At 67.9% G+C, this 13,215-nt stretch carries 15 protein-coding genes; 9 read left to right on the top strand and 6 right to left on the bottom strand.

The features are described from left to right. Window positions 1-6: 6 nt before the first annotated feature. On the bottom strand, window positions 7-693 hold the full coding sequence (locus CDA09_RS18925) for a YceH family protein (RefSeq protein WP_121430065.1): 687 nt from the start codon (window positions 691-693) through the stop codon (window positions 7-9). A 142-nt stretch (window positions 694-835) separates the two neighbouring features. Between CDA09_RS18925 and ilvD the strand changes: the two genes are divergently transcribed. From ilvD to rhtB, 5 genes are all read left to right on the top strand, one after another. Beyond that, window positions 836-2,686: a dihydroxy-acid dehydratase gene (ilvD, locus tag CDA09_RS18920; protein WP_121430064.1), complete on the top strand. Its 1,851-nt coding sequence runs from the start codon at window positions 836-838 to the stop codon at window positions 2,684-2,686. A gap of 188 nt (window positions 2,687-2,874) precedes the next feature. Then, a complete protein-coding gene (locus CDA09_RS18915) occupies window positions 2,875-3,069 on the top strand; it encodes a hypothetical protein (RefSeq protein WP_121430063.1) in 195 nt (64 codons plus the stop codon). Between the two features lies 1 nt (window position 3,070). Beyond that, window positions 3,071-3,376 carry a cell division protein ZapA gene (locus tag CDA09_RS18910; RefSeq protein WP_121430062.1) on the top strand — a complete coding sequence of 102 codons (306 nt, stop codon included), beginning with the start codon at window positions 3,071-3,073 and terminating at the stop codon, window positions 3,374-3,376. 325 nt (window positions 3,377-3,701) lie between these two features. Continuing rightward, a complete protein-coding gene (locus tag CDA09_RS18905) occupies window positions 3,702-4,508 on the top strand; it encodes a sulfite exporter TauE/SafE family protein (RefSeq protein WP_121430061.1) in 807 nt (268 codons plus the stop codon). Between the two features lie 25 nt (window positions 4,509-4,533). Further along, complete coding sequence (rhtB, locus tag CDA09_RS18900; RefSeq protein WP_121430060.1) at window positions 4,534-5,148, top strand: homoserine/homoserine lactone efflux protein; 615 nt, start codon at window positions 4,534-4,536, stop codon at window positions 5,146-5,148. Window positions 5,149-5,167: 19 nt separating this feature from the next. On the opposite strand, the gene CDA09_RS18895 is transcribed toward rhtB, so the two are convergent. The 5 genes from CDA09_RS18895 to CDA09_RS18880 all read right to left on the bottom strand — a co-directional run bounded on the left by CDA09_RS18895 (window position 5,168) and on the right by CDA09_RS18880 (window position 8,439). Continuing rightward, window positions 5,168-6,103 (bottom strand): metal ABC transporter substrate-binding protein, encoded by a 936-nt coding sequence (locus tag CDA09_RS18895; protein ID WP_121430059.1) that lies wholly within the window; start codon window positions 6,101-6,103, stop codon window positions 5,168-5,170. Window positions 6,104-6,119: 16 nt separating this feature from the next. Continuing rightward, window positions 6,120-6,989, bottom strand: coding sequence for a metal ABC transporter permease (locus CDA09_RS18890; protein WP_174718461.1), 870 nt, complete (start codon window positions 6,987-6,989; stop codon window positions 6,120-6,122). Further along, window positions 6,986-7,744 carry a zinc ABC transporter ATP-binding protein AztA gene (aztA, locus tag CDA09_RS18885; protein ID WP_121430058.1) on the bottom strand — a complete coding sequence of 253 codons (759 nt, stop codon included), beginning with the start codon at window positions 7,742-7,744 and terminating at the stop codon, window positions 6,986-6,988. Before aztA ends, CDA09_RS18890 begins: the two co-directional genes overlap by 4 nt. Next, window positions 7,741-7,932, bottom strand: coding sequence for a hypothetical protein (locus tag CDA09_RS23210; RefSeq protein WP_128106584.1), 192 nt, complete (start codon window positions 7,930-7,932; stop codon window positions 7,741-7,743). The genes aztA and CDA09_RS23210 overlap by 4 nt, the downstream gene beginning before the upstream one ends. Before the next feature lie 63 nt (window positions 7,933-7,995). Then, entirely contained in the window at window positions 7,996-8,439 is a 444-nt protein-coding gene (locus CDA09_RS18880) for a Fur family transcriptional regulator (RefSeq protein WP_121430937.1), read from the bottom strand. 222 nt (window positions 8,440-8,661) lie between these two features. On the opposite strand from CDA09_RS18880, the gene CDA09_RS18875 reads away from it, so the two are divergent. From CDA09_RS18875 to CDA09_RS18860, 4 genes are read left to right on the top strand one after another with little or no spacing between them, the layout of a single operon-like run. Further along, a complete protein-coding gene (locus CDA09_RS18875) occupies window positions 8,662-10,839 on the top strand; it encodes a type I secretion system permease/ATPase (protein WP_121430936.1) in 2,178 nt (725 codons plus the stop codon). Further along, window positions 10,839-12,257 carry an HlyD family type I secretion periplasmic adaptor subunit gene (locus CDA09_RS18870; protein WP_121430057.1) on the top strand — a complete coding sequence of 473 codons (1,419 nt, stop codon included), beginning with the start codon at window positions 10,839-10,841 and terminating at the stop codon, window positions 12,255-12,257. The genes CDA09_RS18875 and CDA09_RS18870 overlap by 1 nt, the downstream gene beginning before the upstream one ends. Then, on the top strand, window positions 12,254-12,880 hold the full coding sequence (locus tag CDA09_RS18865; protein ID WP_121430056.1) for a helix-turn-helix transcriptional regulator: 627 nt from the start codon (window positions 12,254-12,256) through the stop codon (window positions 12,878-12,880). The genes CDA09_RS18870 and CDA09_RS18865 overlap by 4 nt, the downstream gene beginning before the upstream one ends. After that, on the top strand, window positions 12,877-13,203 hold the full coding sequence (locus CDA09_RS18860; protein ID WP_121430055.1) for a hypothetical protein: 327 nt from the start codon (window positions 12,877-12,879) through the stop codon (window positions 13,201-13,203). Before CDA09_RS18865 ends, CDA09_RS18860 begins: the two co-directional genes overlap by 4 nt. Window positions 13,204-13,215: the final 12 nt, after the last annotated feature.

Here is a 13,215-nt window from a genome sequence, read left to right as displayed (position 1 = left end):
GGACGCTCAGTCGAATTGGGCTCGGAACTTGTCGAATTCTTCGCGCAGACGGTCGAAGTCCTCGCGCAGGCGCCGCACCTCGTCTTCGAGTTCGGCGGTGCGTCCGCGTCCGCTGCTGCCTGCTTGCGCCCCCGGCAGGGTTTCGCCCATCGCCTCGAAGGCCGCTGCACCGCCCAGCAGATGCGCGTAGCGCGTCTCCTTGGTGCCCGGTGCGCGCGGCAGCGCGCCGGCCATCGGGGGGTACTTCTCGGCGAGGTGTTCCAGCACGGCTTCGACGGCTGCGATATCGTCGAACCGGTGCATCCGGTCCGAGCGCTGGCGGATTTCGCCCGCCGTCTGGGCGCCGCGCAGCAGCAGCACCGCGAGGACGGCCTGTTCGGCCGGGGGCAGGGAATGGCGCAGGCGCACCAGGTGCTCGTACTTCGCCACCCGGCCGCTCGCCTGGTCGCGCCGCGACACCAGCTTGCGCGCCATGAGGCTGTCGACCGCGGCTTGTACGTCGGCATCTGCCAGGTTCATGACGGGGTCGCGTCCGGTCAGCTGGTTGCAGCCCGTGACGATGCCGTTCAGGGACATCGGATAGGCATCGGGGGTCACGAAGGCCTTCTCGATGAGGACGCCGAGCACGCGGATTTCGGCGGGATCGAGGTCGAAGCCGTCGCTCGCGGGGTCGGGAACGCTTTGCTCTGTCATGGTTTCCGTAGATGGCACGCAGGGGGCATGGGTAGGGAATGATAGCCGAGCACCGTTTGGCTTCGGTTAGAATTCCAAGATTGGACTTCCGTGTGACGCACCGCCGACGCAGCGTGCGCCCGAACCCTGAGCCGAGGACCCCATGCCCCAATACCGTTCCCGTACCTCCACTGCCGGTCGCAACATGGCGGGCGCCCGCGCCCTGTGGCGCGCCACCGGCATGAAGGACGGCGACTTCGAGAAGCCGATCATCGCCGTCGCCAACAGCTTCACCCAGTTCGTGCCCGGCCACGTGCACCTCAAGGATCTCGGCCAGCTCGTCGCGCGCGAGATCGAGGCCGCGGGCGGCGTCGCGAAGGAATTCAACACCATCGCCGTCGATGACGGCATCGCGATGGGCCACGGCGGCATGCTGTATTCGCTGCCCTCGCGCGAGCTGATCGCCGACAGCGTCGAATACATGGTGAACGCCCACACGGCCGACGCGCTGGTGTGCATCTCGAACTGCGACAAGATCACCCCGGGCATGCTGATGGCCGCACTGCGCCTCAACATCCCGGCGATCTTCGTCTCGGGCGGGCCGATGGAGGCGGGCAAGGTCAAGTGGGAAGCCAAGGTGATCTCGCTCGACCTCGTCGATGCGATGGTCAAGGCCGCCGACAGCCACTGCTCGGACGAGGAGGTCGAGGCGGTCGAGCGTTCCGCCTGTCCGACCTGCGGCTCGTGTTCGGGGATGTTCACGGCCAACTCGATGAACTGCCTCACCGAGGCGCTGGGCCTGTCGCTGCCGGGCAACGGCACCGTGCTCGCGACGCACGCCGACCGCGAGCAGCTCTTCCGCAGGGCCGGCCGCACCATCGTCGACATGGCGCGCCGCTATTACGAGAAGGATGACGCCTCGGTGCTGCCGCGCGCGATCGCGAGCTTCAAGGCCTTCGAGAACGCGATCAGCCTCGACGTCGCGATGGGCGGCTCGACCAACACCGTGCTGCACCTGCTGGCCGCGGCGCGCGAGGCGCAGGTGAATTTCACGATGGCCGACATCGACCGCATCTCGCGCAAGGTGCCCTGCCTGTGCAAGGTCGCGCCGGCCGTCCCCGACGTGCATATCGAGGACGTGCACCGCGCCGGCGGCATCATGGGCATCCTCGGCGAACTCAATCGTGCCGGGCTGCTGCACGCCGAACTCCCCACCGTGCACAGCAAGACCATGGCCGAAGCGCTGTCGCGCTGGGACGTCATGCAGGCGCATGACAACGCCGTGTTCGAGTTCTACAAGGCGGCCCCCGGCGGTGTGCCCACCCAGGTCGCGTTCTCGCAGAACCGCCGCTGGAACGAGCTCGACATGGACCGCTCCAAGGGCGTGATCCGCGACCGCGCCAACGCCTTCACGGAGGACGGCGGCCTCGCCGTGCTGTACGGCAACATCGCCGAGAAGGGCTGCATCGTGAAGACCGCCGGCGTCGACGAGTCGATCTGGACATTCACCGGCACGGCGCGCGTGTTCGAGAGCCAGGAAGACGCGGTCGAAGGCATCCTGGGCGACAAGGTCGTCGCCGGCGACGTCGTGATCATCCGCTACGAAGGCCCGAAGGGCGGACCCGGCATGCAGGAGATGCTGTACCCGACGAGCTACCTGAAGTCCAAGGGGCTCGGCAAGGAGTGCGCGCTGCTGACCGACGGCCGTTTCTCGGGCGGCACGTCGGGCCTGTCGATCGGCCATGCCTCGCCCGAAGCCGCGTGCGGCGGAGCGATCGCGCTGGTCGAGGAAGGCGACAGGATCGAGATCGACATCCCCAGTCGCAGCATCCGTCTGGCCGTCAGCGACGAGGAACTCGCCCGCCGCCGTGCGGCGATGGAGGCCAGGGGCAGCCAGGCGTGGAAACCCGCCAACCGCCGGCGCGTCGTGTCGGCCGCGCTGCAGGCCTATGCGGCGCTCACGACCAGTGCCGACACCGGCGCCGTGCGTGACGTCTCCCAGGTGCAACGCTGAAACGCCGGTGGCCGCTCGAGTGGTCCCGAAGGGACTGCAACGGCGGCCTTCGCGGATGCCAGGCGGTTTTGCACGATGAATGTGAGCCGGTTGCATCTTCTGGAATGCATCCGGCGGCGCCGTCGGATGCAGCATGAGTGCCATCCACTGCCTTGACCGCCTCGCAGGTGCCCTCTACCATCCCGCCGATGGACGCTGAACTGAACAAGCTGGAGCATCAGGTCGAACAGATCGTCGGTCTGCTCGAATCCTGCCGCGCGGAAGGGCGCGAGCTGCATACGCGCGTCGCGCGGCTGGAGGCCGAGAACCGCACGCTGGCCGAGAAGGTCCGTCTCGCGACGGAAAGACTCGAACGACTGCTCGAGCAGCTGCCGGAATCCTGACATGCCCACCACGGACACCCTCGACATCTCGCTGCTCGGGAAGACATATTCCGTCGCCTGCCGTCCGGAAGAGCGGGAAGGTCTGCTGGCCGCCGTCGCGTTTCTGGACGAAAAACTCAACAGCCTCGCCATGCGGACGAACTCTTCCGGCGAGAAGCTGGCCGTCATGACCGCGCTGAATATCGCCCACGAATTTTTGCAGTTCCAGCGCTCCGGCGGGTTTGACATGCAGGCCGCGAAGCGTAGAATCGGTCTCGTGAATGCACGCCTCGGCGGGGTGCTCGCGCAGCAGGAAAAGCTTTTCTAACAGTTGGTTAGCGCGGGTTGGCGTGTATGTAAGGTCAATCCCCGCTGTGTCGTCGAAGTCGTAGATTCCTTGGACCAATGTCGAGAGACATGGTCGCGGACCATGGACACCGCAGGTGTGCACGCCCCTCGCCGGGTGAGCCTGATGCGGAAGGAAAGCGACCTCCCTGAACCCCAGGTTCAGGATGCCGGCGGAGGCGACACTGCGGGGGCCAATGGCGAGAGGCGCGGATTTCGGTCCGCGCCTCTTTTTGTTTTTTTGCTCTTGCCGGCGCCGGGCCGGACCGCCGCGGAGGGGATTCCGCGCAGCTTTCGGGAAGGACTCGATGAACTTCGATGTGTGGTGGCTGAGCTACCTCGCGCTGGGCGCCTTTATCGGTTTTTTTGCCGGCCTGCTGGGGGTTGGCGGAGGCGGGATCATGGTGCCCATGCTGACCTCGCTGTTCATCGCGCAGGGCATGCCGAAGGAAAGCGTCGTGCACCTCGCGTTGGGAACCTCGATGTCGGCCATCGTGATGACCTCGATCGCGAGCCTGCGTACACATCACAAGCACGGCGCGGTGCGCTGGGACGTGGTGCGCTACATTGCGCCGGGTATCGTCGTCGGGACTTTCGCCGCGACCTTCGTCGCCTCGCGGATAGCTTCCAAGCCGTTGGCGATCTTCTTCGCGTGCTTCATGGCCTACGTGTCGCTGCAGATGCTCGCCAACATCAAGCCCAAGCCCTCACGCGACCTGCCCGGACCGGTCGGGATGAGTGCGGTCGGCCTGGGCATCGGCGGCGTTTCGGCGCTGGTGGCGATCGGTGGCGGGTCCTTGTCGGTGCCCTTCATGACCTGGTGCAATGTCAAGGTCCATCATGCGATCGGAACCTCGGCCGCGATCGGCTTGCCGATCGCCCTCGCAGGGACGGTCGGCTATCTCGTGAACGGTTGGGGAGTGACCGGCATGCCGGCCCTGAGTCTCGGCTTCGTCTACCTGCCGGCACTGGTGCTGATCAGCGTCGTCAGCACATGGACGGCGCCGGTCGGCGCGCGGCTTGCGCACCGTTTGCCGGTGGCTACCCTCAAGAAGATCTTTGCCGGCGTGCTGATGCTGCTGTCGGCGAAGATGCTGCACGCGCTGTTCTTCTGACCGGAAACGGAAAAGGAGCGAAGGGATGAACTGGAACGTGTGGCTGGTGTTTCTGGCCGCAGCGGTGGTGATCGCCGTGTCGCCCGGCCCGGGTGCGGTGCTGAGCATGGCGACGGGGTTGAGTGGTGGTTACCGCGTGGCGCTGCGCGCGATCCTGGGCCTGCAGACGGCGCTGCTGATCCAGCTCGCGATCGTCGTGCTCGGCCTGGGGGCGGTGCTGGCGGCGTCGGCGACGGCCTTCCTGGTCGTGAAGATCGCCGGGGCGGCCTACCTGATCTGGCTCGGCGTGCGCAAGTGGCGCGCGCCGGTCGAGCTGCTCGAAGACGGCGCCGAGGCGCGCGACACGCGCGGCGTCTATTTGCAGGGCGTGCTGGTGAACCTCACCAATCCCAAGGCGATCGTCTTCATGGTCGCGCTCGTGCCGCAGTTCATCGACCCGCGGCTGCCGCAGTGGCCGCAATTCTTCATCATCGCGGCGACGATGATCGGTACCGACATCGTCGTGATGTCCTGCTATGCGCTGCTTGCCGGCCGCTGCCGTCACTGGCTGCGCAGCCCGCGCATGATGAAGGCGCAGAACCGCGTGTTCGGCGGGATGTTCGTCGCGGCGGGCTCGCTGCTCGCGGCGTCCTCGCGCTGATCGGTCAGGTCCGGCAGGCTCACCGGCTGCCGGCGGACATGCCGTCGAGCAGCGTGCGCAGGTTGTGGCGCATCATCGTGACGTAGGTCGGTGCCGGACCGTCTGCGGCCGATAGCGCGTCCGAATACAGGGTGCCGCCGAGGCGTGCGCCGCTTTCCTTGCGGATGCGCTCGATCAGCCGGGGGTCGCTGATGCTTTCGACGAACACGGCCGGCACGTTTTCGCGCCGCAGCTGGCGGATCAGCTGCGCAACGCCGGCGGCCGAAGGTTCGGACTGGTTGCTGATGCCCGCCGGGGCGAGGAAGCGAACCCCGTAGGCGTGGGCGAAGTAGCCGAACGCGTCGTGGGCGCTGACGACCTTGCGCCGCTCGACCGGAATCGCCGCAAGGGCGCTGCGGATTTCCGCGTCGAGCGCCTTCAGTTCCGTGGTGTAGCGTGCGGCGCTGTCGCGGTACGCCCTGGCGTTCGCGGGGTCGGCCTGTGCGAGCGCGTCGGCGATGTTCGCGACGTAGCGCTGCGCATTCGCGGCGTCCTGCCATGCGTGCGGATCGACGGCATTGCGATGGGGCCCCCTGTCGTAGCCGTGGGCGTCGTCGTGTTCGTCGGTGCCGGCGATCGGTTCGATGCCCTGGCTGGCGACGAGGATCCGACCCTTGTAGCCCGCGGTTTGGGCGAGCCGGTCGAGCCACGGATCGAAACCGAGGCCGCTGGCGACGACGAGCTGGGCGGTGCCGATGCGGCGCGCGTCGGAGGGGCGCGGCTGGAAGTTGTGTGCGTCCTGGTCGGCGGCGACGAGTGCCGTCACCCTGACCCGGTCACCGCCGACCTGGCGGATGAAGTCGCCAAGGATGCTGAAGCTCGTGACCACTTCGAGGGGCGCCGCCGCGTGGAGCGGCGCGGCGAGGCCGAAGAGCGCGGCGAGGGCGACGACGAAACGGAGCAGGATCTGGCGCATGCGGTCTGGCAGTGGGTCAGGATTCGAGGTGGGGGCGGCGGTCGAGCCGTGCGCCGATCATGCCGCCCGGGGCGAGGATCAGCGACAGCACGTAGACGATGCCGGTCACGAGGATGATCGCCGGTCCCGCCGGCACGTCGGCGTAGAAGGAAGCCAGCAGTCCGCCGACGCCGCTGACGAAGGCGATGACGACGGCGAGGCCGAGCATGGCCGGCAGGCGTTTCACCCATAGGCGCGCGGCGGCCGACGGCAGGATCATGATGCCGACCGCCATCAGTGTGCCGAGTGCGTGGAAGCCGGCGACGAGGTTGAGCACCACGAGCACGAGAAAGCCGTAGTGCGCGATCGGGCTGGCGGCGCTGACGCCGCGCAGGAAGGCGGCGTCGAAGCATTCGAGCACGAGCGGGCGGTACAGCAGCGCGAGGGCGACGAGCGTCACGGTCGTGATCGCGCTGATGAGCAGCAGCGACGCGTCGTCGAGCGCGAGCACGGAGCCGAACAGCACATGCAGCAGGTCGAGGTTGCGCCCGCGCAGCGACACGATCATCACGCCGGTGGCGATCGAGAGCAGGTAGAACGCGGCGAGGCTGGCGTCTTCCTTGAGGATGGAGGAGCGCGCGACGAGGCCGGCGGCGAGCGCGACGACGAGCCCGGCGACGATCCCCCCGACCGTCATCGCACCGAGCGACAGGCCGAAGGCGAGGTAGCCGAGCGCGGCGCCGGGCAGGATCGCGTGGGCCATCGCGTCGCCCATCAGGCTCATGCGCCGCAGCAGCAGGAACACGCCGACCGGCGTCGCGCCGAGCGCGAGGGCGAGGCAGCCGGCGAGCGCCCGGCGCATGAACTCGAAGTCGGCGAAGGGGCCGAGCAGACCGTCGGCGATCATGCCGCCTCCGCTTCGGGGCGATGGCACACCGGCGCGGTGGCGTCGAACTCGCCGGCGAGGCGGCGTGCGGTGGCGAGGCGCTCGGGGGTGAGGATCTCTGCGGTCGGGCCGAAGCCGATGCATTCGCGCGCGAGCAGCAGGCACTCGGGGAAGTGGCGTTGCACCAGGGCGAGATCGTGGAGGACGGCAAGGATGGTCCGGCCTTCCGCGTGCCAGTGCAGGATCAGGGCGACGAGGTCCTCGATGGTGCGCGCGTCGATCGCGTTGAAGGGCTCGTCGAGCAGCAGCAGGTTCGCGTTCTGCAGCATCATCCGCGCAAAGCGCGCGCGCTGCAGTTGCCCGCCCGAAAGCGTGCCGATCTGCCGCGCCTCGAAGCCGGACAGCCCGACCGCCGCGAGGGCCGCGCGTACGCGTTCCGCCTGACTGCGCTTGAGACCGCGAAAGGCGCCGATCTCGCGCCACAGCCCCATCGACACCATGTCGAACACGGACACGGGGAAGCTGCGGTCGAGTTCGCTCTGTTGCGGCAGGTAGGCGATGCCGCCCTGGCCCGCATGCACGCGGAACTGGCCCTGCAGGGGCGGCAGCTCGCCGGTCAAGGCCTTGAAGAGCGTGGATTTGCCCGCGCCGTTGGGGCCGACGATGGCAACCAGCGCGCCGGGCGCGATGCTGCAGCGGAGATGGTGGACGGCCGGGTGGCGGTCGTAGCCGAGGGTCAGGTTGTCGAGCTCGAGGATCGCTTCGCGAGTGTTCATGCGAGTGCCCAGCCTACGGTGAGCCAGAGTACCGCGGCCGCGCCGGCGGCGAGGGCGATGCGTGCGCCGATGCCGAGCAGCAGCGCGGTGCCGGGGAAGGGCGCGGACGCGGCGCCGTGCTCATGGCCGCTTCCATGGTCGTGGTGGTGATGCATGTGCGGGAGCGCACTGCTCGATGTCGGGGGCATGATGTCGTCGCGTCGGGACATTGATGTTGTGGAAGGGGCGGCAGGCCGGGGCGCAGCGCGCCTTCAGGCCTTCGCCCCGCGCCGGCGGCCGCAGTCGGCGCAGGTGCCGTGGAAGACCAGCTCGGCCCGTTCCGGCTGGTAGCCGGCCGGCAGCGTGAATCGGTCGTCGGGCCGGATCGATTCCAGGCACAGCACATGGCCGCAGCGGTCGCAGTGGAAGTGCGCGTGCGAGCTGCTGGCCGCGCCGCCGGCCTTGAAACGCCGCGCGCGGTCCGGACCGATGACGCGATGCGCGAGGCCCTGCTCGACGAGCCAGTCGAGCGTGCGGTACAGCGTCACGCGGTCGTGCGGCAGGCCGTTGGCGGCGAGTTCGACGGCGATGTCGTCATGATTCAGCGAACGTGCGCTGTGCTGCAGTACTTCCAGCACGGCCGTCCGCGTGCGCGTCACGCGACCACCGCGGGCGGCAATCAGGTTGGCGGCCGGAGAAACGAGGGGGGTGGGCATGGCGGCGCACGGCATGGGGATCTAATGCAACATTGTAGCATTAGATCCGTCGTGCCCGGGGCTGTTTCTGCGCGCGTCGTGTGAGCAGCCTGTCACGTACCGGTTTCTGCTTAGGTGCGACAATTTGCCCAGATGACGCAAATTGTTACGTTTGCTACGCGAAGGGCAAGCGGTCGAGGGGGAGTCATCCTCATCACTATAGCGAGAGATTTCGTGGCCGAAGTGCTTGAACTCAATGGCGTATTTGCCCACGCGAAAGGCGCGGCGGCAGGAGATCCCCGGGCGGACGGCGACGCGCTGCTCGACTGTCTGTTGCTGATCGCGCGGGCGCACGGTGCGGCAACCACGCGCGACGCCGCGGTCGCCGGCCTGCCGCTGGAGAACGGGCGGCTCAATCCCTCCCTGTTCGCGCGGGCGGCGCAGCGTGCCGGGTTGAGCAGCAAGGTCGTGCGTTGCGCGCCCGAGCGGCTCAATCCGTCGCTGCTGCCCGCGGTGCTCCTGCTGAAAGGCGACAAGGCCTGCGTGCTGCTCGGGTGGAGCGAGGGCAGCGGCCATGCCCGCGTGGTGTTTCCCGAGCTGGGCGAGGCCGCGGTCGAGATGCCGCGCGCCGAGCTGGCCGCACGCCATGACGGGTATGCGATCTACGCGCGCCCGATCTTCCGCTTCGACGCCCGCACGCCCGAAGTGCGGGCGGTCCGGCGGCAGCACTGGTTCTGGGGCGTGATCGCGGAGAACGCTTCGCTGTATCGCGACGTCCTTCTCGCGGCGTTCATGATCAACCTGTTCGCCATCGCGATGCCGATGTTCGTCATGAACGTGTATGACCGGGTGGTGCCCAACCACGCGATGGAAACGCTGTGGGTGCTCGGCCTCGGCGTGCTGATCGTGCTCGCGGGCGACCTCATCCTGCGCACGATGCGTGGCTACTTCGTCGATCTCGCCAGCAGCCGCGCGGACGTCAAGCTGTCGGCGGCGATCATGGAGCGCGTCCTCGGGCTGCGCATGGAGCAGCGTCCCGAATCGGCCGGCTCCTTCGCGGCCAACCTGCGTGCGTTCGAGTCGGTGCGCGACTTCATCAGCTCGGCGACGGTGGTGGCGTTCATCGACGTGCCCTTCGCGCTGGTCTTCCTGCTCGTCATCGGCTGGATCGCCTGGCCGCTGATGCTGCCTTTCGTCATCGGCGTCGTCGTGCTGCTCGTGTATGCGATGACCGTGCAGGGGCGCATGCACGAGCTCGCGGAAACGACCTACCGCGCGGGCGCCCAGCGCAACGCGACGCTGGTCGAGGGGCTCGTCGCGATGGAGACGGTCAAGGCGGTGTGCGCGGAAGGGCCGATCCAGCGCAAGTGGGAGAAGAGCGCGGCGCTGCTCGCGCGCGTCGGCACGCAGCTGCGCCTGCTGTCATCGACGGCGATGAACGGCGCGGCATGGGTGCAGCAGGCCGTCAGCGTGGCGATCATCGTCCTCGGCGTGTACCTGATCCGCGACAACCTGCTCAGCATGGGCGGCCTGATCGCGTGCTACATGCTGTCGTCGCGCGCGATGGCGCCGATCGGCCAGGTCGCCGGCCTGCTGGTCCAGTATCACAACGCCGCGACGGCGTTGAGCTCGCTCGACAAGCTGATGAACCAGGAGGTCGAGCGCCCGGACGACACCAACTTCATCAGCCGCCAGTCCTTCCGCGGCGAGATCGAGTTCCGTGACGTCGGCTTCCATTACCCGGGGCAGGAGACCGCGGCGCTGTCCGAGATCTCGTTGCGCATCCGCGCGGGCGAGCACGTGGGCATCATCGGCCGTGTCGGTTCGGGCAAGACCACGCTGGAGAAGCTGATCCTCGGCCTGTACCGCCCGACCTCGGGGGCGATCCTGATCGACGGCATCGACCAGCGCCAGCTCGACCCCGCCGAGCTGCGCCGGCATATCGGCTACGTGCCGCAGGACGTGACCCTGTTCTACGGTTCGCTGCGCGAGAACATCACGCTCGCCAGCCCGCTCGCGGATGATGCGGACGTGCTGCGCGCGGCGGAAACCGCGGGCGTGACCGAGTTCGCCAACACTCACCCGCAGGGGTTCGACATGCAGGTCGGCGAGCGCGGCGCGTCGCTCTCCGGCGGGCAGCGCCAGTGCGTCGCGATTGCGCGGGCGGTGATCCACCAGCCGCCGGTGCTGCTGCTGGACGAGCCGACCGCATCGATGGACTTCACCAGCGAGGAGGAACTCAAGCGCCGCCTGCGCGGCTTCGCACAGGGCCGGACGATGCTCGTCGTCACGCACCGGACCTCGCTGCTGGAACTGGTCGACCGCATCATCGTCATCGACGGCGGCCGGGTGGTGGCCGACGGTCCGAAGGATCAGGTTGTCGACGCCCTGCGCCAGGGACGGGTCGGGAGGGCCAGGTGATGAGCGAGATCGGTCAGGAATCGTTCCAGCGCATCGGCGACGTGTCGCAGCGGGTCGGCAGGCCGCTGCGGCCGTGGCTCGACCGGGCCTTCGCGCGCGTCATCCCCGATGCGTCCCCTGGCGGTCGCCTCGAGTGGGCGGCGGACGCGGACTGGGCGCTCATCCAGGAGGAGCCGCTGCGTGCGCGCATGCTGCTGCGCGTCCTCGTGATCGGCCTGCTCGTGCTGTTGCTGTGGTCGGCGTTCGCGTCGGTCGATGAGGTCACGCGGGGCGATGCGAAGGTCATCCCGTCCTCGCAGGTGCAGATCATCCAGAGCGTGGACGGCGGCGTGGTCGAGGAGATGTTGGTGCGCGAAGGGCAGGTCGTGGAGGCCGGGCAGCTGTTGTTGCGCATCGATCCGACCCGTTTTGTCGCATCGCTCGCGGAGAACCGCTCGCAGTATTTCGCCCTGCGCGCCAAGGCGGCGCGGCTGGATGCCCTGACCGCGGGCACGGCGCTGAACATGCCGCGCGACGTGCTGCGCGAAGTTCCCGAGATCGCCGACCACGAGCGGCGCCTGTACGAATCGAGCGTGGCCGAACTCGACGCCCAGCTGTCGATCGCCCGGCAGCAGCTGGCACAACGCCAGCAGGAGCTCAACGAGGTACGCGCGCGCCACGAGCAGAGCAGCAACGGGCTCAATCTGGCGCAGCAGGAGCTCAACGTCACTCGGCCGCTGGTAACGTCCGGGGCCGTGTCGGAAGTCGAGATCCTGCGCCTGCAGCGCGACGTGGCACGCCTGCGGGGAGAACGCGATCAGGCCGCGGCGCAGATCCAGCGCATCCTGTCCGCGATCTCAGAAGCCACGCGCAAGATCCAGGAGGTCGAGCTCAACGTGCGCAACCAGCAGCGCATCGACCTCTCCGACACGATGGCCAAACTCGGTGCGCTGAGCGAAGGTGGGCGCGCGCTGGAGGACCGCGTCAAGCATGCCGAGGTGCGTTCGCCGGTGCGCGGCACGGTCAAGCGCCTGCTCGTGAATACGATCGGCGGCGTCGTGCAGCCGGGCAAGGAGGTCGTCGAGATCGTGCCGCTGGACGATGCGCTGATCCTCGAGGCGCAGATCAAGCCCAAGGACATCGCCTTCCTGCGGCCTGGACAAAATGCACTCGTCAAGTTCACCGCGTACGACTTCGCGATCTACGGCGGACTCGATGCCGTCGTCGAGCAGATCGGTGCGGATACCGTCACCGACGAGAAGGGCAATGCCTTTTACATTGTGCGCGTGAGGACCTTGAAATCGAGTCTGGGCGAAAGCCTGCCGATCATTCCCGGCATGGTGGCGGAGATCGACATCCTCACGGGCAAGAAGACCATTCTTTCCTATCTGCTGAAACCCGTCCTGCGGGCCAAGGCCAACGCACTGTCCGAACGATGAGTCAGAACATCTTTCTCTGCTCCGACACGGTCCGCGCATCGACGCGCTGGCTGGACGCGTTCCCCGAAGGGACCAGCTGCGAGCGGTGGGCCCTCGGCGGCAAGGCGTGTCCGGGTGACGTGATCTGGGTCGATACGGCGCATGCCCGGTGGTGCGACCTGATCGGCGCGCTCATGCAGACGCTGCCGGCGTGTCACCTTGCCGTCGTGAGCATGACGCCGGACAGTGCCGAAGCCGTCGCGGCCTTCGACCGTGGCGCGCGCGCCTACTGTCACGCGATGGCGGTGCCGAGCGTGTTCCGGGATGTCGAGCTGGTCGTCCGCCACGGCGGCCTGTGGGTCGGCCCCGAGCTGATGACGCGTGTCGTCGGCGCGGCTGGCCGCGTCCTCGTTTCGCCGGAGAATGCTCCGCTGCCCCTGCTGTCGGAGCGAGAGCTCGAGGTGGCCCACGAAATCGCCAACGGCTTGAGCAACAAGGAGATCGCAGTGAAGCTCGGCATCACCGAGCGCACCGTGAAGGCCCATCTGGGGGCGATCTTCGAGAAACTCGGCGTGCGTGACCGGTTGCAACTGGTGTTGCGGCTGTCGGAACATGGCGAAATTCCGCATCCGGTGAATTCATGATGTATGTGAAACGCGATACCCAGGGAAAAATCGTGGCGGTGAGCCGCGAGCCGATGGTGGCGGAAGGATGGAGCGCCGCGGAGGGTGCCGAGGCGGATCTGATCGTCTTCGGGCGCGACGTGATCGAGGGCGCGAACCCGATGGGCTCGTCGGACCTCGGCCTCGTACGTGTGCTCGAGGACTTGATCGAGCTGCTTGTCGAGCGTTCGGTGATCCGCTTCACCGATCTTCCCGCGCCAGCGCAACAAAAGCTCATGGAGCGCCGCGGTGCGCGCGAGGCCCTGCAACACCTGAGCCTGCTCGACGACGACGGCGTGATCTGAGCCGCCGTCGTC

Origin of the sequence: Azoarcus sp. DN11 (assembly GCF_003628555.1) — a bacterium.
In the GTDB taxonomy this organism is placed as follows: Bacteria; Pseudomonadota; Gammaproteobacteria; order Burkholderiales; family Rhodocyclaceae; genus Aromatoleum.
The sequence above is the reverse complement of the archived record's forward strand: the minus strand, read 5'-3'. Positions and strand labels throughout refer to the sequence as shown.